Annotated in this window: 13 protein-coding genes; all 13 read left to right on the top strand. The window is 72.6% G+C overall.

Translation table 11 applies throughout. From position 1 onward, the window contains the following. Nucleotides 1-4: 4 nt before the first annotated feature. Genes ACIPSJ_RS38845 through ACIPSJ_RS38785 form a run of 13 tightly spaced genes read left to right on the top strand, consistent with a single transcriptional unit; the run spans nt 5 to nt 21,913 of the window. Nucleotides 5-1,984 carry an ATP-binding protein gene (locus tag ACIPSJ_RS38845; protein ID WP_401352922.1) on the top strand — a complete coding sequence of 660 codons (1,980 nt, stop codon included), beginning with the start codon at nt 5-7 and terminating at the stop codon, nt 1,982-1,984. After that, complete coding sequence (locus tag ACIPSJ_RS38840) at nt 1,975-2,274, top strand: hypothetical protein (protein WP_401352920.1); 300 nt, start codon at nt 1,975-1,977, stop codon at nt 2,272-2,274. Before ACIPSJ_RS38845 ends, ACIPSJ_RS38840 begins: the two co-directional genes overlap by 10 nt. Then, a complete protein-coding gene (locus ACIPSJ_RS38835) occupies nt 2,271-8,819 on the top strand; it encodes a DUF4157 domain-containing protein (RefSeq protein ID WP_401352918.1) in 6,549 nt (2,182 codons plus the stop codon). Before ACIPSJ_RS38840 ends, ACIPSJ_RS38835 begins: the two co-directional genes overlap by 4 nt. A gap of 42 nt (nt 8,820-8,861) precedes the next feature. Beyond that, nucleotides 8,862-9,509: a hypothetical protein gene (locus ACIPSJ_RS38830; protein WP_359209121.1), complete on the top strand. Its 648-nt coding sequence runs from the start codon at nt 8,862-8,864 to the stop codon at nt 9,507-9,509. Beyond that, the gene (locus ACIPSJ_RS38825) at nt 9,506-10,192 is read left to right on the top strand and encodes a hypothetical protein (RefSeq protein ID WP_401352916.1); all 687 of its coding nucleotides are present in this window, start codon (nt 9,506-9,508) and stop codon (nt 10,190-10,192) included. Before ACIPSJ_RS38830 ends, ACIPSJ_RS38825 begins: the two co-directional genes overlap by 4 nt. Before the next feature lie 9 nt (nt 10,193-10,201). Continuing rightward, a complete protein-coding gene (locus ACIPSJ_RS38820; protein WP_359209127.1) occupies nt 10,202-10,555 on the top strand; it encodes a hypothetical protein in 354 nt (117 codons plus the stop codon). Further along, nucleotides 10,548-11,687, top strand: coding sequence for a hypothetical protein (locus ACIPSJ_RS38815; RefSeq protein WP_359209130.1), 1,140 nt, complete (start codon nt 10,548-10,550; stop codon nt 11,685-11,687). Before ACIPSJ_RS38820 ends, ACIPSJ_RS38815 begins: the two co-directional genes overlap by 8 nt. A gap of 27 nt (nt 11,688-11,714) precedes the next feature. Next, nucleotides 11,715-12,254, top strand: coding sequence for a phage baseplate assembly protein V (locus ACIPSJ_RS38810; protein WP_355716602.1), 540 nt, complete (start codon nt 11,715-11,717; stop codon nt 12,252-12,254). Between the two features lie 21 nt (nt 12,255-12,275). Continuing rightward, complete coding sequence (locus ACIPSJ_RS38805) at nt 12,276-12,611, top strand: hypothetical protein (protein ID WP_359209134.1); 336 nt, start codon at nt 12,276-12,278, stop codon at nt 12,609-12,611. Continuing rightward, complete coding sequence (locus ACIPSJ_RS38800; protein ID WP_355716606.1) at nt 12,608-12,994, top strand: GPW/gp25 family protein; 387 nt, start codon at nt 12,608-12,610, stop codon at nt 12,992-12,994. Before ACIPSJ_RS38805 ends, ACIPSJ_RS38800 begins: the two co-directional genes overlap by 4 nt. Then, nucleotides 12,991-16,104: a putative baseplate assembly protein gene (locus tag ACIPSJ_RS38795; RefSeq protein ID WP_401352912.1), complete on the top strand. Its 3,114-nt coding sequence runs from the start codon at nt 12,991-12,993 to the stop codon at nt 16,102-16,104. Before ACIPSJ_RS38800 ends, ACIPSJ_RS38795 begins: the two co-directional genes overlap by 4 nt. Further along, a complete protein-coding gene (locus ACIPSJ_RS38790) occupies nt 16,101-19,820 on the top strand; it encodes a putative baseplate assembly protein (protein WP_401352910.1) in 3,720 nt (1,239 codons plus the stop codon). The genes ACIPSJ_RS38795 and ACIPSJ_RS38790 overlap by 4 nt, the downstream gene beginning before the upstream one ends. After that, nucleotides 19,820-21,913 (top strand): hypothetical protein, encoded by a 2,094-nt coding sequence (locus ACIPSJ_RS38785; RefSeq protein ID WP_401352908.1) that lies wholly within the window; start codon nt 19,820-19,822, stop codon nt 21,911-21,913. Before ACIPSJ_RS38790 ends, ACIPSJ_RS38785 begins: the two co-directional genes overlap by 1 nt. Nucleotides 21,914-21,931 lie beyond the last annotated feature (18 nt).

The following is a 21,931-nucleotide window of genomic DNA, read 5'->3' as shown; positions in this document are numbered from 1 at the left end:
CCGCATGGAGACGACGGGGGCAGGTGAGGACATGGACGGGTTCGGGAACTCCGGGAACGGTACGACGCTCACCGCCGAGATCCGGCGCGTCCTGGCCCGCGTCGACGCACACGCGGCACGGGCGACCGGCAAGGCGAACCCGGCCGGTGCGACCGGCAAGGTGAACCCGGCCGGTGCCACCCTCGCCCCCATCGAAGGCCCCGCGACCGCCCCCCTCGACGCCCTCGTCGCCTGCTTCAGCCTCACCGCCTTCGAGCGCGACCTCGTACTCCTGGCCGCCGCCCACGAGTTGGAGCCCACGACGGCCGCCCGGTGTGCGGCGGCGGCCGGTGACCCCGAGCGCGCGTATCCGACCTTCTCGCTCGCCCTCGCCGCACTGGCCGACCCGCACTGGAGCGCGCTCACCCCGGTCGCCCCACTGCGCCGCTGGCGGATCGTCGAACTGGAGGACGAGTCCCGGCTGACGACTTCGCGGCTGCGGTTGGACGAGCGCATCCTGCACCTGCTCCTGAGCTCGCCCTACCTGGACGCCCGACTGCACGGCCAGCTGCGCCGCACCCCGGTGCCGGACGCGCTGACCCCGTCGTACGACCTGGCGGCGAGCACGCTCGCCGAGGGCTGGACGCAGGCCTCCCTGGTCGAGCTGACCGGGGGCGAGCCGCGCAGCCGGGCGGACATCGCCGCCGCCGCGGCTGCCCGTTCCGGGCTCGGGCTGTACGCGATGACCGCGGCGGACATTCCGTCCGACCCCGTCGAGCGGGACCGCCTCGCCCGGCTGTGGCAGCGCGAGGCGATTCTGCTGCCCGCCGCGCTGCTCGTGGACGCCGGCGACCTTGACCGCGACCAGCGGGCGGCGACGGAGTCGTTCCTGGCCGGGGCGGCCGTACCGGTGGTGGTGTCGAGCGAGGACCCGCAGGGGGCGGAGCGGTCGTACGGGGCCCGGGTCGCCGTACCGCGCATGGATGATGAAGAACAACTGGGCCTGTGGAAAGGTGAGTTCGCCGAACTCGACCTGGACGAAGGCGAACTCCGCTCCCTGGTGGCCCAGTTCCAGCTCCCGCCGCACGTCGTACGCTCCGCGGCGGCCACGGTACGGCGCCGGCTCCCGCACGAGGACGAGCTGGACGTCGCCGAACTCGCCTGGCGTGCCGGGCTCGACGAGGCCCGCATCGGCATGGACGAGTTGGGCCGGCGCATCGCACCGCAGGCAGGCTGGCACGACCTGGTGCTGCACGAACGGCAGAGGAGCGTGCTGCGCGAGATCGTCGCGCATGTGCGACAGCGGGCAACCGTCCACCAGGAGTGGGGATTCGCCGGAACCCTGCGCCGGGGCCTCGGTGTCACCGCGATGTTCGCGGGCGGCTCGGGCACCGGTAAGACGCTGGCCGCCGAGGTCATGGCGAAGGAACTGGGCCTCGACCTCTTCGTCATCGACCTCTCCCAAGTCGTCAGCAAGTACATCGGCGAGACCGAGAAGAACCTCCGCCGGGTCTTCGACGCCGCCGAACGCGGCGGCGCGCTGCTGCTGTTCGACGAGGCCGACGCGCTGTTCGGCAAGCGCAGCGAGGTCAAGGACAGCCACGACCGGTACGCCAACCTCGAAGTCAGCTATCTGCTGATGCGAATGGAGGCCTACCGGGGCCTCGCCGTCCTCACCACCAACATGAAGAGCGCCCTCGACACGGCGTTCCTGCGGCGCATCCGCTTCGTCGTCGACTTCCCCTTCCCGGGCGAGGACGAGCGCGCCGGGATCTGGCGCCGGGTGCTGCCGCCGCAGGCCCCGGTGAAGGACATCGACCCGGCGCTGCTCGCCCAGCTCACCGTCGCGGGCGGCTCGATCCGCAACATCGCGCTGTCCGGTGCCTTCCTCGCCGCCGAGGAGGGTGACCGGCTGCAGATGCGGCACATGCTGGCCGCTGCCCGCACCGAGTACCAGAAGCTGGAGCGGTCCCTGACGCCGACGGAGGTCCGCGGATGGGTGTGAGTCCTTCGAAGGAACCCTCGGCGATCCGCGTGGAGATCGGCGAGCTGGTCCTCAACGGCTTCGACGGCTTCCGGGCCGATCCGGAGCGGGTCTCGGCCGCCTTCGAGACCGAACTGACCCGGCTGGTACGGCTGCACGGCGTCCCGTTGGCGTCCGGTGGCCCCCTCGCCCTCGACGCGCTGTCGGGCCTGCCGCCCCTGCCCGCGGGCCTCTCCGCCCGCCGCCTCGGCCAGGAGCTGGCGCGGGCGGTTCACGAAGGGCTCAGCGGCCACGGGGAGGTGAGCCGATGAGTGGTTCCCAGGCCCAGGACGCGCGCGCCGAACAGTCGGCCGAGCAGCGCCGCCGCAAGCGTCGGGAGCGGGCGGCCAAGTCCCGTACGCCCGAGCCGAAGAACATCGTCAGCGGCGCCGGACAGCCGCTGGACCCCGGTATGCGCCGGGAGTTGGAGGAACAGCTCGGCCACGACCTCGGCCGGGTACGGCTGCACACCGGCCGTGACGCCGGGCAGCTGACCGAGTTGCTGGGCGCGGACGCGGTCGCCGTCGGCCAGGACATCCTGTTCCGCGAGGGCGCCTTCAAACCCGGTACGGACGAGGGCCGGCGCCTCCTCGCCCACGAACTCCAGCACACCGTCCAGAACCCGCACGGGCTGGGCGCCCTGCGCGCCGGGCGCGAACTGGGCGCCGTGAGCCTGCCGCAGCAGGCGATCGAGCGGGAGGCGGAGACCGCTGCCCAGGCGGCCGTCCGGGACGAGGCGGCTGCGCCGGTCCAGGAGGGGCAGGCCACGCCCGGCTGGCTGCGGTATGCGACGGTGGACGCCGACCGGCAGCGCGCGGAGGCCATCGACCCGGCCACCCTCGTCGACCGGCTCGCCAACTCCCTCGTCCGCTCACTGCGCGGAGACCCCGAGGACCTCTCCCAGCGCACCCGCAGGCAACTGGCCGGGCTCCCCGCCGAGTTGCTCGACAGCGTGCTGGCCCGCCTGGAGGGCAGGCTGCTCGCCCCGGAACACGACCGTGTGCTCGACCTCGTCGACGACATCGAGGCGTACGGCGACTTCCCCGAGGACCGCGTGGAGAGCGACGCCCACGACGCTCCCGAGATCGAGCCGGACACGGCGGACGAGGTGCGCGGCGAGCGGGAGAGCGCACAGCGCCGGGCCGAGGAGGACCGCGCCGACCAGGAACGGCCGGTAGCGGCCTCCGGCCCGGAGAAGGAGCGGGTTGAGCGGGAGGGGGCGCCGGGCAGCACGCCCTTGAACGGCGGCACTCGCGACGAGCAGCGGGCCGAGACCGAGGAACGGACGCGGCGGGAACGGGCGGCGGCGGAGGCCCGGGAGCGACGGGAGCGGGCCGGGGGCGCGGGGCCTTCGGGCGGTGCGGCGCGGGGAGCCGGGGTTCCTGCGGCCGGGGTGCGGGACGAGACACCGTCGGCCACGGCCGGTCAGCCGCAGCCGCAACAGCAAGAGACGTCGGCAGCCGGATCGCCGGACGCGCCTCGGTCCGCCGAGCAGACGCAGGACCAGCAAGCCGACGGCGGCGGCCAGGACCAGCAGGACCAGCAGGACCAGCAGGATCAGCAGGAGGAGGGCGGCCAGGAGTCCGCCGACGAACAGGGCGTCCCCGTCGCCGGCGCGGAGGAGTCCGCCGCACGCAACCGCCCCGGTGCCGCAGACCAGTTCGCCGCCGGTCGCCAGATCCCGTCGGCGGACAAAGCGGCCACGGACCGTCCGTCGGGCTCGCCCCGTCCCGGCACCGACATCCCGCTGCCCACGCCGACGAGCCGCCTGGACGGCGTACGCAGCCAGGACCTCGACGGCCCCGAGGACACGACCGACGACGAGGGCGCGCTCTCCGACAGCACCTCGGAGGTGGAGGTCGGCGGCGCCGAACCCAGCGCCTGGGACGTCACCCTCCAGCCGGAGGACTTCCTGCCGGCGCAGGACCCCGACGTGTCCGGGGTCCCGACGGCCGACCGGCGTGAGGACGCCGCCCCCGGCAGCGAGTCCCTCCCCGACTTCCCGGCACCACCGCCGACCAAGGCCGACCAGGTGCAGGCGGAACGGGACGTGGAGGACGCCGAGGACGCGGCGGCGGAGGCGGATGTCGAGGAGGCACCGGCCGCCGAACCAGCACCTTCGCCGCCTTCCTCGCCCTCGCCTTCGCCTGAGACCGTGGGCGGGCCCGGTGACACCCTGCTCGCCGGTCTGGAACCGGACGAGAAGGCCACCGGGCTGCCCGGTAGCGGTTTCGTCTCGAAGGACCCGAAGAGCGCCGACGATCCGAAGGCCGGTCCCGTCACCGCGCAGACCACGGTGCAGCAGGCACCCGGGCAGGAGAGGACGGAGGCCGGGGCCGGGGCGACGCAGGAATCCGCGGCCAAGGAGGAGAAGGGCACCCCGGCGGCGGGGGAGCGGGGCGGGCCCGCCCAGGAGAAGGGGTCACCGCAGGCGGTGGGCGGTACGGCAGCAGCACCGCAGACGGCCACCACGCCGGCCGCCGGGACCAAGGGTGGTACCGCCGCCGCGACGGCATCCCCCGCCGCCCAGAGCGAGGCGGCCCCGGAGCAGGACCGTACGACACCCACGCAGCCCGCGCCCGCGCAGCAGACGACCCCCCGACCCGCGGCCCCGACCCCGAAGCCGGCCCCATCCCCATCCCCATCCGCCTCCACGACCTCCGCCCGGGCGGCCGAGGGCGCGATAGGCGCAGCCCCGCAGCCGGAAAAAGCACTCGCGCCCACCTCATCCTCATCGGCGTCCAGCGCACCGCGTGCCGACGGCGTCGCCAGCAAGCCCTCCGGCTCCGGCAAGGCCAAGGGGAAGAAGGACTCGGCCCCGGCCCCGAACCTCTCCCAGGTCTCGCCCGAGGCAGGCCTGAGCACCGCCGCAACCCTCAAGCCGCACAAGGCACTTGAGGCAATGGGCGGGGTGAGCGGCTCGGTCGGCCGCAGCGTGAGCGACGAGCACAAACAGCTCGCCGCCGCGCCGCCCTCCATGCAGCGCCCGGCCGGCGCTCCGCAGACCCTCGAAGGCAAGCCGAAGACCGACGCGGCCGCCCAGTACTCACAGGACCCGGCACAGAAGTCGCAGGCACCGGAGCAGGAGAACGCCGAGGTCACGGGTGAGAAGGAGCCCGAGGGCCAGATCGAGGCGGAGAAGGCGGAGGAACCGAGCGGCTGGCAGACCTTCAAGATGGCACTGGGCTTCGGTCTCGGCTGGCTCGCCTCGAAACTGGGCTTCCATGTGGACAAGCAGGAGCTGGCCGCGAAGTTCGCCGGGCTGCCCACCAAGGACGAGGCGCTCAAGCAGGCCCAGGCGGGCAACGCGCCCGGGGTCCAGATGCAGGGTGCGGCCCAGCAGACGTCCGACGAGCAGGGTGCGGCCGTCGACACCAAGGGCCAGGACACGGTCGACACGGCACGGGACGACTCCGGCCGTGGCATGGGCGAGGACCAGGTCTACCCGGACGCCCCCCAGGAGGAGTTGAAGGGCAAGGTGCCCGGCGCGGACGGCGGACAGGCCGCCGCTGCCACGCCCACCGCCGCGACCGGTGCCGTACCCCCGGACGCGGCCTCCGCGGTGGCCGAGCACGACAAGGGCCCGGAGTTCCAGGCGGCGTTCAGTCAGGGCCAGAAGGGCATGTCCACCAGCCGCCAGACCAAGGACAAGGACACCCGAGACTCGCAGACCAGGAACCGCCGGCAGGCCGACACCGAGATCAGCAGGAACACCAAGGACCAGGCGGACCAGCGCGGCAAAGCCCTGGACGAGGTCACCGGGCAGCGGGAGGACTGGCGCAAGGAGCAGGACCAGTCACTCAAGAAGCTGGGGGACAAGAAGGGCGACCGCGCGGACAAGGTCCGCAAGGACGTCCAGGACCGCGAGAAGAAGACCGACGACGACGTCACCCAGCAGAAGACCGACAGCGACAAGCAGATCAAGGACAAGGGCGACCAGGCCGAGAGCGACGCGAAGAGCAGGGCGGACAACGCGGCCCAGGACTCGGGCAACTGGCTCACCAAGGCCTTCGACTGGATCAAGCAGAAGGTCATCGAGATCAAGAACGCGATCGTCCAGGTCATCAAGGACGCTCGTGACGCGGTGGTCGGCTTCATCAAGAACTTCAAGGACACGGTCGAGCGCTGGATCAACGAGGCGCGCACGTTCATCGTCGACACGATCAAGAGCCTGATCGACGACCTGATCCAGTTCGCGGTCGACATGGTCCGAGAGATCATCGAACTGGCCGCCCGCATCCGCAAGTTCATCACGGACCTGATAGCGCAGGCGATCGCTCTCGTAACCCGCCTGGCGGCGGAGCTGAAGCAACTCGTCACCGACCTGCTCAACCAGCTCGCCAAGATGCTCAGCGACATCCTGAACATCCTCAAGAAGATGCTCATGGACGTCATCAAGTCGATCATCGACGCGGTCAAGACGATCCTCGACTTCGCCTCCAAACTCCTTGGCGCCCTGGGCCAGTTCATGATGATCGCGGTCGACTTCCTGGACGACCCGGGCGGCTGGCTGAGCGGTGCGAAGAACTCGGCGGTGGACGGTGCGGAGCACCACCTGTTCCGCGAGGTGCAGTCCGCGGTCAAGCAGTGGTTCCAGGAGAAGATCCAGGAGATCCTCGGCATCCCCAGGGCGATCATCGACAAGCTCATCAAGGGCGGCTTCTCCCTCGAACGGATCGTCAAGGAGACCTGGGACGCGATCGTGCCCCAACTCCCCTTCATCATCGGCGAGATCGTCATCACCAAGGTCGTCGCGAAGCTGATCCCCGGCGCGGGCTGGGTGATGGCCGTCATCGACGCGATCCGTACGGCGATCGGTGCGCTGGGCGCGATCCTCCGTGCCATGGGCGCGGTCATCTCCTGGCTCCTCGCAGTCCGCCAGGGCGGCGCGGGCCTCCTCTTCGCCAAGGCGGTCGCGGCCGGCGTCGTAGCCCTCCTGGAACTCGCCTATCAATACCTCCTCAACGCGATCGGCAAGTACGTCGCGAAGGTGGGCCGGCGCCTGAAGGGCATCGCGGCGAAGCTCTTCCGAGGCGGCCGGGAGGGCGAGGGCGGCGGCAGGCGCCCGGCGGGCGGCGCGGAGGACGAGGGCGCGCCCAGGAACGAGACGTCCCCCACCCGCAAGCCCACGACCGGCGACACGGACACGGCGCCGTCCCGCCCGAGCCCGACGGAGCCGGAGACCACCACCCGCCGCCCGAAGGAAGACCCCGCCAATAAGCCTTCCGAACAGCCCTCGGACAAGCCGAACACCCGCCCCACCCCGTCGGCCAAACCGAACCCGAAGCCGGAACCCCGCCCCGAGCCGAAGCCCGAGCCCAAGGCCCCCGCCGACAAGACCCCGGACAAGCCGAAGGACTCCACGCCCGGCGGACAACCGAAGGACGAGACCCCCCGGCGCCCGAAGGACACCGAGGAGCCCCCGGCCACGAACAGGCCGAAGACCGGGGAGCCCGGCAGGCCCAAGGAGGGCGAGCCGAACAGGCCCAAGGAGAAGACCCCGTCCAAGCGCCCCGGCGGCAAGGACGAGGACCCGAAGAGGCCGAAGCGGGACGAGGACGACCCGAAGAAGCCGGGCAACGGCAAGGACGACGACCCGAAGCGACCCGAGCGCGACGAGGACGGCAAGCCGCGCAAGGCCAAGCCGGACGAGCACGACCCCCGCCGCCCCAGGAACAAGCCCGACAAGGAAGGCCCGGGCAGGCCCAAGTCCAAGCAGGACAAGGACCGTCGCAAGAAGAAGGAGGACTCGAAGGACTCCAAGGAGGAGCGGCTCGCCCTGATCGTGGCGCGCATACGCCCCAAGTTGTTCGACGTGATGCGCCGTGGCGTACGCCGCCCGCTTTTCCTCGGCCTCCTGAGGATGATGAGGCTGCGCTACCGGCTGACGGGGCTCGCCCCGGTCGGCGGAGACCCGTTCACGGTCACAGCGACCCTGAACCCGTCGATGCCAGTGCAGCGCGGCGACTATTCGCAGCCCAGGTCCGAACCGGACGCCTACAGTATTCCGCCGGGCGCTCCGCAGCAGCAGGACGACCTGCCGAAGCCGAAGCTGCCCGCTTTCGACAACGGGCGCGCCGATGTGATCAGCGCGGAGTTCCTCAGCAAACCGAAGGTGCCGTGGGGCACCGAGGCCGGTGCCGCCCCCCGGGGCAAGCCGGACGGCTGGAACTACGTCACGGATCCCGCGCGCCGGCTACAGACGGGCGGCGCGTGGGTCAGGGCACATCTGCTGCCCTCCCGGCTGGGAGGCCTGGCCACCGGCAACAACCTCGTCCCAGCCCGGCGCAGCGTGAACAAGACCCTTGAGCTCGGCGTGGAGATGCCCGCCTGGGACGTCTTCGCCAAGCCGAAACCGATCTGGTACGAGTCCCGGGTGAAATTCGGATACAACGCCCCGATGGACGACTTCCCGAGTTACATCCGGTCGACCTTCGGCCAGTACCGGAAGGTCAGGGGAACCGGAGCGAAACGGAGCGACTGGGAGCGGACGGGTGCCGAGAAAACCGTCGGACTGAGTGTCGAACCGCCGCAGAGCGACGAGAAGAAGAAGCTGTACATCAATACCTACGGTGCGACGCAGATCAGGAAGACACTCAAGATCAAGGCCAGTCTCGCGGGTCATATCGTGAAGCAGCGAGCCCTGGAACCCACCGGAACCTACGCGGATCTCACGACTTTCAAGGTGGAACTCCGCAAACGCAAGGCGTCACTCGGAAACGGAGCGATGCCCGACCTGGAATTGGCGATCACCAACATCGAACGGCTCAACAGGGCAGGCCTGGTCGACTGGGCTCCGCTGCACAAAGACCTATGAGGAACCACAGCAATGAATCAGATGTTTCCGTATGAGCGCCGCATGGACGAGACCGTCCGCGAGGTGCGTGATTCGTCGCTCCTGGACGTCCTGGACGAGCAGCGCGGCCCAGGCGGGGCAGGGGGCCCGGAGCCGGCGGAGTTGTTCGAGTCCCTGGCCCAGGACGGTTATCCGCTTGCCCCGAGGCTGCAGGAGACCCACATCCCCTACCGGAACAGGGGCCTGCACTGGCGTGCCGCGGATCCTGCCACCACGCTCGTCGGCGAATTCGATGTCATGAGTGTCGTGGCAAGCAGCGACAGGTGGCTGGACGTCGACGATTTCCTCCGGGAGGAGAGCGACCGAGAGCTCCTGGAGGACCTTCGAATTCTGGACGACATCTCCCTCGGGGGCGAAGGACGCATCGCTGCCATGCGATACCAGCGGGGCGTTGCGAACCCAGAGATCTGGTTCCTCGACCGTTACCACGGCTATGTACGGCTCGACCTCGACTACCGCGACTACCTCGACAACCTGTTCATCACCAAAGGCGTGACGGGCTGGCAGTACCTGTTCGCCGACGTCCGCCTGGGTGAACGGGAATTCGGATACATCCTGGAAAACCTCAGGACGATGCTGCGGCTCTTCCCGGGCGAGTTCCCCGCACACGATTACGCGCCTTTGGCCGCACGTCTGGAGGCCCGCCTGTGACCCGTTACGCAGACATACCCAAACCCATCCGCTCCGGCCTGGTCGTCGTCGACCCCGCCAGCGGTACCCCCCAGCGTGTCATCGTGCTCCAGTTCAACCCGGACACCCTGGAGCGGAGCATCGCGCCGCAGTCCGCCGGGGACAGCACGGACAGTGCGAGCGGCGGAACCGGGAGCGGGGACCGGAACGAGGCGCTGCGGCTCAAGGGGCCCGCCCAGGAGTCCTGGAAGTTCACCGCCGAGATCGACGCCACCGACCAGCTGGAGATCGCCGCGCCCGACGGGATCCATCCGCAGCTCGCGACGCTGGAGATGCTCGTGCAGCCGACGACGGCCCAGCTGCGGGCCGCGAGCCGGCTCGCGCAGAACGGGACCATCGAGATCAGCCCGATCGAGATGCCGTTGACCCTGTTCACCTGGGGGAGCAAGCGGGTCATGCCCGTGCGGCTCACCGAACTGTCGGTCAACGAGTCCGCGTTCGACGTGAACCTCAACCCCATCCGGGCCTCGCTGAGCATCGGCCTGAGGATCCTCACCGTCAGCGACCTCCCGGCCGGGCACCGCGGCGCCGACCTCTACCTGGCCCACCTCGCGCAGAAGGAGCGGCTCGCCGCCGCCGCGCGGGGCGGGAGCCTCGGCGCCCTCGGGCTGCCGGGCGTGGACGTACTGAGCGGAAGGGGCTGAGGAGCGGCCATGGCCGACATCGAGCCGTACGAGAGTGCCCTGGGCGCGATACCGGGAGCGCATCCGTACCCCCGGACCAGCCGCTACCACGACGCCGGGATCGGGGTGCACGTCCAGCCGGACGGGACCGAAGTCCGCTACGCGAAACGCCGGTTGCTGCCCCCGCTCGACGCGCAGCCGACGCAGGACCACGTCGTCGGCGCGGGCGAGCGGCCCGACCTGCTCGCCCAGCGCCACTTCGGCGACCCGGGCCAGTGGTGGCGCATCGCCGACGCCAACCCCGTCCTCGACCCGCGGGAGCTGACGGACGAGGCCGGGCGGGTCGTGCGGATCCCCGAGCCCGGGGGACAGCGCCGTGTCTGAGCAGCCCGTGGGGCAGGGCCCCGTCCGCATCACCCTCCTCATGGGGCCGAAGCTCGTCCAGCCGGTGCCGGCCGAGGTGACCGAGGCCCTGCTGTCCGCGCAGATCACCGCGACCGCGGGGGAGCGCAGCGGTTTCCAGCTGGCCTTCGACCTCACCAAGACCGGCGTCATCAACGGGCGGCTGCTGCCCGAGGGGTTCTTCGACCCCAAGACCCGGCTCGTCGTCACCGTCAGCGTGCGCGGCACCACCGACGTCCTCTTCGACGGACTGGTCGTACGGCAGGAGGTCGGCGCCAGCAACCAGCCCGGCCACTCCACCCTCACCGTCACCGGCGAGGACCTGACCCTCCTCATGGACCTGGAGGAGCGCACCGCCCGCTACCCCAACCTGCCGCCCTCCGAACGCGTCCTCGCGATCCTGCGCCGGTACTCCGACTACGGCATCCGGCCCGACGTCTACGCGGAGAAGATCAGCCAGCCCCCGCACCAGGACCTGCGCGTGCCGTACCAGACCGGCACCGACCTGCAGTACGTCACCGACCTCGCGAAGGCCAACGGCTACACCTTCTACCTGGAGCCCGGCCCGAACCCGGGCCAGTCCTCCGCCCGTTGGGGCCCGGAGGTCCGGCTCGGCATCCGCCAGCACGCCCTCAACGTCAACATGGACGCCAACACCACCGTGGACCAGCTGACGTTCGCGTACGACGGGACGGCCCGGGAGGAGCCGCAGGCCCGCTGGCAGGACCCGGGGACCCGGCAGTCCACCCTGCTGCCTCAGCCGCCCATCAGCCCACTGCGCCCGCCGCTCGGCCGCCGGCCCACCCCCGCCCTCCGGCGGAGGACCCTCGCCGGCACCGCCAAGCAGCAGCGCGAGCAGGCCGAGGCCGAACTCCTCGCCCGCGCCGCCGTCTCGGCCGACGTCGTCTCCGGCTCCGGCTCGCTCGACGTCAACCGGCACGGCTACCTCCTGCAGCCCCGCCAGCTCGTCGGCGTACGCGGCTCGGGACGGGCCTACGACGGCGACTACTACGTCAAGTCCGTGACCCACACCCTGCGCCCGGGCTCGTTCCAGCAGAACTTCACCCTCTCCCGGGAGGGCCTGGAAGCCCGCAGCGACTACGTCCGGCCGTAACACCTCATCACTCAGGAGCAGTTCAGCATGGCGGCAGCAGCCAACAACCGCTACCTCGGCAAGTTCCGCGGCCGGGTCGTCGACAACGACGACCCGCTGCGCATCGGCCGGATCACCGTCGAGGTGCCCGACGTGCTCGGCGACGAGCCGTCCACCTGGGCGCTGCCCTGCCTGCCGTTCACCGGGCCGCAGTCGGGCCAGTTCGTGGTGCCGCCGCCCGGCTCCGGCGTCTGGGTGGAGTTCGAGCAGGGCGACCCGAGCTTCCCGGTGTGGACCGGGTGCTGGTACGGCGCCGCCGACGAACTGCCGCCGGACGCGCGGCGGGCGCTGCGGGCGAACTCGCCGACCAAGCCCGTCGTCGTGCAGACACCGGGCGCACACAAGATCGTCATGGACGACACCGCCGGTGCCGAGCAGGGGATCCTGCTCCAGGCCCAGGGCGGCGCCTACATCCGCATCACCAGGGAAGCCGTGGTCATCTCGACCGGCGCGGGCGCCGAAGTCCTGCTCCGCGGCGACCAGGTGACCATCAACCAGGGTCAGCTGACCGTGGGCTCGAAGCGCTAGAAGACACGGGGAGAAGAGAACTTGTCCGGGAGTCTGCTCGATGCCGGCGCCGTGATCGGCTGCCCGCACGGCGGCCGGGTCACCGCCGCCACCACACCCTCCGGCGCCGTACGGGTCGGGGGAGCCGTCGTCGCCACGGCCGCCCACGGCTATGTCGTCGTCGGCTGCCCGCACACCGTCGACCGGGTTCCCTCGCCGTGCGTCACCGTCCGCTGGACCGCCGGCGGCACCGGCGTCACGGTCGACGGCGCGCCCGTGCTGCTCGACACCTCCGCGGCCCTGTGCCTCTCCGCGGCCCTCGTGCCGCAGGGACCCCCCGTGGTCCAGGCCGCACAGCGAAAGGTCACCGTCCGATGAGCCCACGCCTTCGCCCCCGCACGGACATCGCGTTCCCCTTCCGCACCGACCGCAGGGGCCGCACCGCGCACGCCGGTCACACCGAGCACGTCCACGACCTCATCGAGCAGCTGCTGTTCACCAGCCCCGGCGAGCGCGTGATGCGCCCCGATTTCGGCTGCGGCCTCCTCGACCTGGTCTTCGCCCCGAACAGCCCGGAACTGGTCAGCACTCTCGAACTCTCCGTGCAGGCCTCCCTGCAGCGCTGGCTCGGCGACCTCGTCGACGTGGTCGCCCTGGACATCGACAACGACGACGCCGTGGTCCGCGTCCACCTGTCGTACGTCGTCCGCGCCACCGGCGCCGTCCGCGAGGACGTCTTCGTGGGGAGGGCGGCCGGATGACCACCGCCACCCGGCGGGCCAAGGTCCGGGCAGCGCAGCTCAACGGCGTCGACGCCGTCGAGGTGAGCGACGACGGCCTGCTGCTCACCGTCACCTTCCTCGGCAAGGCCCCGCACGGCCTCGGCCCCGAGAACGTCCGCGTCGACGGCGGCCGCCGGATCACCGGCATCACCGCCCTCGACATCAGCGTGGAACGCGAGGAGGACCCCGAGCTCGACGACCTGCTCCACGTCACCCTCGACCGGGCCGGCGACACCTCCCGCTACCGGCTCTCGCTGGTCGAGGCCGACCCGTACGGCCGCCCGGGCACCGAGCCCTTCCGGGGCTTCGACCAGCGCTACTCCAGCGCCGGGTTCTCCTTCCGGCCCGACTGCCCGACCCCCTTCGACTGCCAGGACGACGAACCCCGGGAACAGGACTTCCCGTCCGCCCCCGTCGTCGACTACACCGCCCGCGACTACGACACCATCCGCAAGCTGCTCCTGGACCGGCTCGCGCTCACCACCCCCGACTGGGCCGAGCGCAACCCCGCCGACCTCGGCGTGACCCTGGTCGAACTGCTCGCCCACACCGGCGACCAGATCGGCTACCAGCAGGACGCGGTGGCCACCGAGGCCTATCTGGACACCGCGCGCCGCCGGGTCTCGGTACGACGGCACGTCAAGCTCATCGACTACGCGATGCACGACGGCTGCACGGCCCGGGCCTACGTCACCGTCCGGACCGCGGGCGACACCGTCCTCGCCCCCGGCACCTTCCGCTTCGCCTCCGTCGACGTCCGCGCCCTCGACCCGCACGACCGCCCCGAACCCGGCACCGTCATCGACGAGAACGACCTCGGCGACCTGGACGAGCGCGGCTCGGTCGAGGTCTTCGAACCGGTCGTCGCCGCCGACCCGCTGGAACTGCGCGTCGCCCACAACGCGATCCGTCTGTGGACCTGGGGCGGCGAGGTGTGCGCCCTGCCCAGGGGCGCCACCGCCGCCACCCTGCGCGACGAGTGGGACGACCCGGAGACCTGCCGGGACCGCCGACTCGCCCTGAAGCCGGGCGACTTGCTGGTCCTCGAAGAGGTGAAGGGCCCGCGCACCGGCACCCCCGGCGACGCCGACCCGAGCCACCGCCAGGCCGTCCGCCTCACCTCCGTCACCCCCGCCGTCGACCGCATCGAGGACCAGCCGGTCCTGGAGGTCACCTGGGCCGCCGAGGACGCCCTGCGCTTCCCGCTCCGCCTCACCGCCCCCGGCGGCCGCGACTGCCTGCCCGTCGAGGACGTCACCCTGGCCCGCGGCAACGTCGTGCTGGCCGACCACGGCCGGTCCGGGTTCGGGGACACGGTCACCGTGCCGCCCGTACCCGCCGTCCTCGCCCCCTGCGGCCCTCCCGCCTTCGGCTGCCCGGACCGCGAGGAGGGCAACGCCCCCGCCCGGCTCCTCGGCTCCCTGACGGACAAGGCGGAACGCGGCGAGGCCCTCGTACCCGACGACGTCCAGGACCTCTTCGCGCACCTCGGCGAGGCGGCGACCGCACGCGCCGGCATCGGCCTGGAGCAGGCCGGCCAGCGCCAAGTGGGGGTCCCCCCGGCCGGAGGCTGGGGGAGGGTGGTGCCGGGGACCGCGTATGCCCAGGCGGCCGCCCTGCGCACCCTGCTCGCGCAGTCCGTCTACCCGGGCATCCCGCCCCGCTTCCGGCCGGTCCTCGGCCGGGCGCCGGTCGTCCAGGCGGTGCCCTTCCCCGACCCGGCGGGAGTCGCCGCCGGGCAGGCCGAGCGGATCGCCGAGATCCCCGGCCGGGTACGGCACCGGCTCGTCGAGCTGTGGCGCAGCGCCCGCGACCGGGACGGCCTCGGGGACACGGAGATCGACGAACTCACCGTCGTCTTCGGCCTGAAGGTCGTCGAGCGGTTCGAACTGCGCGCCCACCCGGTCCGGGCCCTGCGCGAACTCCTGCACCGGAGCGACGAGTTGCTCGACGGCAAGCTGAGCCGGGCCGCCGTCCTCGTCTCCCGCGCCCGGGCCGGCACGGTTCTCGACCCGCACATCGCCTGGGAGATCGCCCACAGCTGGGGCCCCGCGTACGCGGCCGGGCTGCACCCGCAGGAGCCGGTGCTGCGCGGGTCCGCCACCGCCGCCCTCGCCCAGGACCCGCGCCGCGCCCTGCCCGCCGTGCGCATCGGGGAGGGCGACCTCGCCTGGGAGCCGCGCCGCGACCTGCTGCACAGCGCCCCGCGCGAGCGGCACTTCGTCGGCGAACCGGAGGACGACGGCCGCCTCGCCCTGCGCTTCGGAGACGGCCGGCACGGCGCGCGGCCCACCCCCGGCGCCCGCCTCGACCTGCGCTACCGGCTGGGCGGCGGCAGCGCGGGCAACGTCGGCGCCGAGGCCATCAACCACCTCGTCGTCCAGGCCGGCCGCGAGCGGCCGCCGGCCGCGACGGTCCGCAACCCGCTGCCCGCCACGGGTGGCGTCGAACCCGAACCCGTCCAGCAGGTACGCCAGTTGGCACCCCTCGACCTGCGGCGCACCAGGCTGCGGGCCGTCACCGCCGAGGACTACGCGGCCCTCGCCGCCGAACTCCCCGGCGTCCAGCGCGCCGCCGCCGACATCCGCTGGACCGGCAGCGTCCGGGAAGCCCACGTGGCGATCGACGCGTACGGCACCGCACAGCCGTCGGCCGAACTGCTGGCCCGGGTCGAGCAGTCCCTGGAGCGGTACCGGCGCATCGGCCACGACCTGGTGGTCGGCCCCGCCCGGCTGGTCCCGCTGGACATCGCGCTCGCCGTCTGCGCCCGGCCCGGTCACCAGCACGGACGGATCCTCGCCGACCTGTACCGCGCCCTGGGCAGCGGCCGGGGCGGCTTCTTCCACCCCGACGCGCTGACCTTCGGCGAACCGGTACGGCTCAGCCGCCTGGTCGCCGTGGCCGCCGCCGTACCCGGCGTGGAGAGCGTCCGGGTCACCCGGCTGCGGCGGCTGTTCGAGCAGGACCGAGGAGAGAGGGAGGACGGCGTGCTGCGGCTCGGCCCGCTGGAGATCGCCACCTGCGACAACGACCCGGACCGGCCGGAGAACGGCCTGCTGGCCATATCCCTGGGAGGTACGGCCCGATGACCGCCACCGACGAGTGCACCTGCGGCTGCGGCGGCCACGACGAGCGCGTGGCACCGGCGCCGGTCCACAACCCTCCCGGCCGCACCGCCCTCGACTACCGGGTCGGCACGTACGGGACGTTCCTGGCCGCGCTCCTGGACCGGCTCGCCTCGCCCGCGTACCCGGCCCTGGCAGGGCTCACGGTCCGCACCTCGGACGACCCGGCGATCGGCCTCCTCGACGCCACGGCCGTCCTCGGCGACCTGCTCACCTTTCACTCGGAGCGGATCGCCGACGAGGCGTACGTCCGTACGGCGAACGAGCACCGCTCGCTGGTGCTGCTCGGCCGGCTGGTCGGCCACCGGCCGCGCCCCGGGGTCGCCGCCGCCACCCATCTCGCGTACACCCTCGAACGCGACGCGCGCGCCGAGACCCTGGCCGTGCGGATCCCGCGCGGCGCCCGCAGCCAGAGCGTGCCCGCCTCCGCCGACGAGGAGTCCCTGACCTTCGAGAGCGGCCGGGACCTCATGGCCCGCTGGGACTGGAACGAGCTGAAGGTCCGCCGGCGCCGGCCGTCGCTCGTCACCCCGGACGATCTGGCGCGCCGCTCGGAGCTCTTCGTCGAGGGCACGGCGAACCTGCTGGCGACCGGCGACCAGTTGCTGTTCGTGTTCGGTGAACAGGCCGGCGGGCAGCGTGAGTTGCTGCCGGTCGCGGAGGTGCGGATCGACCGGGACGAGGACATCACGGCGCTCACCCTGCCCGGGTCCGCGCCGGCCACGCTCAAGGAACTCGTCGACGAGGTGCGGCGGTGGATCGCCGCGCCCGCGGAGCCCGGCGAGCCGGGGGAGGAGCCGCCCACGCCGGAGGTGCCCGATCCGCGGCCGGTGAGCAAGCTGATCGAGGACTTCGAGGATCAGGTGCTGGCGCCGCTGCGGGCGGCTCTGGAGGGCGTGAAGACGCCGGAGGGGCTGGCGGGGGTGCTGGTCGAGCCGGTGGCTCGGCTGGGTGAGGCGGAGGTGTTGGCGGAGCCGTGGGAGGACGTGGCTGGTTGGTTCGAGCGGCTTCAGGCCGTGTTGGGAGAACTTGCCCGTCGGGCACTGGAGTTGGCACCCGCGCAGAGTGATGAGGGTGGTGCTTCGGGTGCGGCGCCGCGGGGGCTGGTCGCGCAGTTCCCCGCGCCCCCAAGCGGGGGCGCTTCCCGGACCGCTGCTTTCAAGGCGCTGGGCGCTGTGCTTCCCGCCCTGCGGGGCGCGAGGGCGACCGGGGGAGTCGAGGCGCGCCCGGCCACCGATCCGGCGCGGCTGCTGGCCGCGCTCAATCCCTCCCTCGGGAGCCTGTACCCCGCCTGGCGCAGGGCCGCCGTCGCCGATACCGCGCCGCTGCTCCGGGCTCTGCTCGCCATGCGGGTCACCGCCGCGCCCTTCGGTGCGACCGCACCGCTCAAGCCGGTGCAGGACGACAAGGGGCGGGTCATCCGGTCCACGGACTGGCCGCTCACCGGGGCCGTGCTCACCGGGACGCGGGTCGTGCTGGACGCGGCGGGGCGGACGCCGGTGCGGGCGGAGTTCCAGTATGTCGAGGGGAACAGCTCGGACCAGCGGGCGGTGACCCTGCCGGTCACCCAGCAGGTCCGCTTCACCCTCGGGACCGGCCAGGTGGAGCTGTCCAGCCGGGCCGCCCAGGATCCCGGGGTCACCGTCCGGCTGAGCGGGGGGCTCCCCGAGCGCACCCTCACCGTGTCGCGCCCGGGCGACGACGGACTGGTCCAGGTCGGCGTCAGCGACGGCACGGCACACGTCGAGCCGCTGCGGCCGGGCGACACCCGGCAGTTCACGCAGGGCGAGTACGAGGTGAGCCTGCGCTACACGGTGGGCGGCACCGAGTCCGACATCGAGATCGTGGTGGCCAGCAAGCCGGCGCCGGTGAACCGGAACGTGCTCCAGCTGGACTCCGTGCACACCGGCATCACCGTCGGCAGCTGGGTCGCGATCCAGCGCCCCGCGAAGGGCGGCACCATCCACGGCGACGCCGCACTCGCCTTCGTCACCACCCAGGTCGTGGCGGCGCGTACGGCGGCGTACACCAACTACGGGATCACCGGCCGCGGCACCGAACTCACCCTGGCCGACCCGTGGCTGGACGAGTTCGACGTGCTGCTCTCGCACATCCGGGACACCACCGTGCACGCGGCGAGCGAGCCGCTGGACCTCGCCGACGAACCGCTCGGCGAGGACGTGCACGGCAACGTGATCGAACTCGACCGGCTGTACGACGGGTTGCGGCCGGGCCGCACCCTGATCGTCGGCGGCGAGCGCGCCGACATCCCGGGCACCACCGGCGTCACCGCCACCGAGGTCGTGACCGTCGCCGCCGCGGATCCCGCCGTGGACCCCCGGCTGCCCGGCGACCACGTCCACACCCGGCTCGCCCTCACCACCGACCTCGCCCACCGCTACCGCCGGGCGACCGTCCGGATCCTCGGCAACGTCGTCGAGGCCACCCACGGCGAGAGCCGCGAGGAGGCCATCGGCAGCGGCGACTCGGAGCGGACGAACCAGACCTTCGCGCTCTGGCAGTCCCCGCTCACCTGGCTCGCCGCCGACAATCCCCTCGGCGCCACCCCGGTCCTGGAGATCCGGGCCGACGGCGTGCTCTGGCACGAGGTCGACAGCCTCGCCGGACGCGGCCCGGACGAGCGCGTGTACATCACCGGCACCGCCTCCGACGGCCGGACGACGGTCACCTTCGGCGACGGCGTGCACGGCGCCCGGCTGCCCAGCGGCCACGAGAACGTCCACGCCCGCTACCGCTTCGGCACCGGCCGGGCCGCGAACGTGGCCGCCGCCCGGATCACCCAGCCCCTCACCCGCCCGCTCGGCGTCACCGCGGTCACCAACCCACTCCCGGCGAGCGGCGGTTCGGACGCCGACGGCCCCGGACTGACCCGCCGGACCGTCCCGCTCGCCGTCTCCGCCCTGGACCGGCTGGTCTCGGTGCCCGACTACGAGGACTTCGCCCGCTCCCGGGCCGGCATCGGCCGGGCCGCGGCACGCGAACTCTTCGACGGACGGCGGCGCGTGCTGCACGTGACGGTGGCCGGCACCGACGACGTCCCGCTCGGCGAACAGACCCTCCAGGCCCTGCGGGCCGCCCTCGCCGAGTACGGCGACCCGGGCCTCACGGTCCGCGTGGACGCCCGCGAACCGGTGCTGCTGCTGGTCTCCGCCCGGGTGAAGGTCGCCCCCGACCACGCCTGGGAGTACGTCGAACCCCGGCTGCGGCAGGCCCTGTACGCCCGACTCGGCTACGAGGGACGGGAGCTGGCCCGGCCGGCCCGGCTCTCCGACCTCCTCGCCACCGCCCACACCGTGCCCGGCGTGGACTACGTGGACGTCGACGTCTTCACCGGCGTCCCCGCCTCCGCCACCCCGGACGAGCTGACCGCCCTCCTCGCGGATCCCGGCGAACCGAAGTCCTCCGTGCGGGCGCGCGAGGCGTCGTACGAGGAGCAGATCCACACCGTCCGCGACCCCGACGGCGAGACGCTCTCCTCCGTCTGCCGGCACTACGGCATCCCGCTGTCCCGACTCCTGCGCCTCAACCCCGACATCACCGACACGCAGCGCCTGCGGAAGGGCCGCTCGGTGTACGTCTTCCGCGGCATCCGCCCCGCCCAGCTCGCCCTGCTCTCCGCGAAGGCGACGGACACCCTCATCCTCACGGAGGTCAAGTGATGGCCGCCCACTCGCCGGACGGCCTCGCCGCCCTGCTGCCCCGCTGGCACCTGCTGCGCGACGCCGAGGAGGGCGAACCGCTGCGCGCGCTGCTCGCGGTGGTCGCCGAGCAGCTGGACCGGGTCCGCGACGGCGTCGAGCAGGGGTACGAGGACCTGTTCGTGGAGACGGCCGCGCCCTGGGTACTGCCGTACCTGGGTGATCTCGTCGGGTACCGCACCCTGCCCGGCTACGAACGCGTACTCACCACGGGGCTGCACGACGGCGGCCGGGACGCCCTCGCCGAGGCGGTCGCCCCGCGCGCGGACGTGGCCGCCACGGTCGCCAACCGGCGGCGCAAGGGCACCCTGCACCTGCTGGAGGAGATCTCCGAGCAGGTCGCCGGGTGGCCCGCGCGGGCGGTGGAGCTGTCCCGGCTGGTGGCGCGGAACCAGTCGGTGAAGCTGTTCCGGGACACGGGACGCGGCCGGCTCGTGGACCTCAGGGACGGCTCGGCACTCGCCCTCCAGGGCGGACCCTTCGACACCACGGCCCGCACGGCCGACGTCCGGTCGGCCGGCTCCGCCAGGAAGCAGGGCGGCCGGAGCCCCGCCGGGGTCGCCCTCTTCGTCTGGCGGCTCAAGGCGTACTCGCTCACCTCCTCCCCGGCGTACTGCGTCGACCGCGCCCGCAACCTCTACACCTTCTCGATCCTCGGCAGCGACAGCCCCCTGGTCACCAAGCCGGTCCCGGAGCCGTCGCCCACCCACATCGCCACCGTCGACAACGTCCCCGCCCTCATCACCCGCCGCCTCCTCCACGACCGGCTCCTCGACTACTACGGTCCCGGCAAGAGCTTCGTGATCCGGCGCGACGGCGAGGACCGGCCGGTGCCGCCGTCGGACATCGTGGTCGCCGACCTCTCCGACTGGCGCTACCGGCCCGGGCGCGGCCAGATCGCCGTCGACCCGGAGCTGGGGCGGATCGCGTTCGGCGCCCGGTCGGCGCCCCGGCAGGGCGTGTGGGTGGACCACCACTACGCGTACGGCGCCGACCTCGGCGGCGGCGAGTACGACCGGCCCGACCGTGTGGACCGGCCGGACGCGACCTACTACCGGGTCGGCCCGGGACAGCCGTACCGGCAGATCATGGACGCCTACCGGGCCTGGCAGAGCGAGCGCGACCCCGAGCGGACCGGGATCATCGAGATCACCCACAGCGGCGCCTACCAGGAACAGCTGGACTTCGACCTCGACCCGGGCGACCGCCTGGAGGTGCGCGCCGCCGAGGGCACCCGGCCGGTGATCCGCCTCCTCGACTGGTACAGCAACCGGCCCGACGCCCTCAACATCCGTGCCGTGGAAGGGGACTGCGCCCCGCACGAGCGGCCCCGGATCGTCCTCGACGGGCTGCTGGTGGCCGGCCGCGGCATCAACGTCACCGGGCCGATGGGCGCGGTGGTGGTCCGGCACTCCACCCTCGTGCCCGGCTGGTCCCTGGAACCGCACTGCGAACCGCACTCGCCCGAGGAACCCAGCATCGTCCTGGACCGCACCACCGCCTGCCTCCAGATCGAGCACAGCATCCTCGGCACCATCGAGGTCATCGGCGACGAGGTGACCGAGGACCCCCTCGGCATCCACCTCCGCGACAGCGTCCTGGACGCCACCGGCCACGACCGGGAGGCCCTGTCCGCCCCGGACGGCCGGCACGCCCACGCCGTGCTGCACCTGCACCGCACCACCGTGATCGGCGAGATCCACACCCACGCCGTCGAGATCGCCGAGAACTCGATCCTCACCGGCCGGCTGCACGTGGCCCGGCGCGGCATCGGCTGCCTGCGGTACAGCGCCGTGCCCGCCGGTTCGCGCACCCCGCAGCGCCATCGCTGCACCACCGTACGGCCGTTGTTCACGGCGCTGCGCTACGGGACGCCCTGGTACGCGCAGTTGGCCGACGGCGGCCCCGAGGAGATCCGCCGCGGCTCGGACGACGGCGCCGAACTCGGCGCCTTCCACGACCTCTACCGGCCCCAGCGCGAGGACGGGCTGCGGGCGCGGCTCGCGGAGTACACGCCCGCCGACTCGGACGCCGGGATCTTCTACGTGACCTGAGCAGTGCCGCCGTACGCC

Source organism: Streptomyces sp. NPDC090088 (genome assembly GCF_044747345.1).
In the GTDB taxonomy this organism is placed as follows: domain Bacteria; phylum Actinomycetota; class Actinomycetes; order Streptomycetales; family Streptomycetaceae; genus Streptomyces.
This window is presented reverse-complemented; position numbering and strand designations above follow the sequence as displayed.

Coding starts and splice junctions, on each gene's coding strand:
- ACIPSJ_RS38845 (WP_401352922.1), top strand. CDS start 5: ATGGAGACGACGGGGGCAGGTGAGGACATGGACGGGTTCGGGAACTCC.
- ACIPSJ_RS38840 (WP_401352920.1), top strand. CDS start 1,975: ATGGGTGTGAGTCCTTCGAAGGAACCCTCGGCGATCCGCGTGGAGATC.
- ACIPSJ_RS38835 (WP_401352918.1), top strand. CDS start 2,271: ATGAGTGGTTCCCAGGCCCAGGACGCGCGCGCCGAACAGTCGGCCGAG.
- ACIPSJ_RS38830 (WP_359209121.1), top strand. CDS start 8,862: ATGGACGAGACCGTCCGCGAGGTGCGTGATTCGTCGCTCCTGGACGTC.
- ACIPSJ_RS38820 (WP_359209127.1), top strand. CDS start 10,202: ATGGCCGACATCGAGCCGTACGAGAGTGCCCTGGGCGCGATACCGGGA.
- ACIPSJ_RS38810 (WP_355716602.1), top strand. CDS start 11,715: ATGGCGGCAGCAGCCAACAACCGCTACCTCGGCAAGTTCCGCGGCCGG.
- ACIPSJ_RS38800 (WP_355716606.1), top strand. CDS start 12,608: ATGAGCCCACGCCTTCGCCCCCGCACGGACATCGCGTTCCCCTTCCGC.
- ACIPSJ_RS38795 (WP_401352912.1), top strand. CDS start 12,991: ATGACCACCGCCACCCGGCGGGCCAAGGTCCGGGCAGCGCAGCTCAAC.
- ACIPSJ_RS38790 (WP_401352910.1), top strand. CDS start 16,101: ATGACCGCCACCGACGAGTGCACCTGCGGCTGCGGCGGCCACGACGAG.
- ACIPSJ_RS38785 (WP_401352908.1), top strand. CDS start 19,820: ATGGCCGCCCACTCGCCGGACGGCCTCGCCGCCCTGCTGCCCCGCTGG.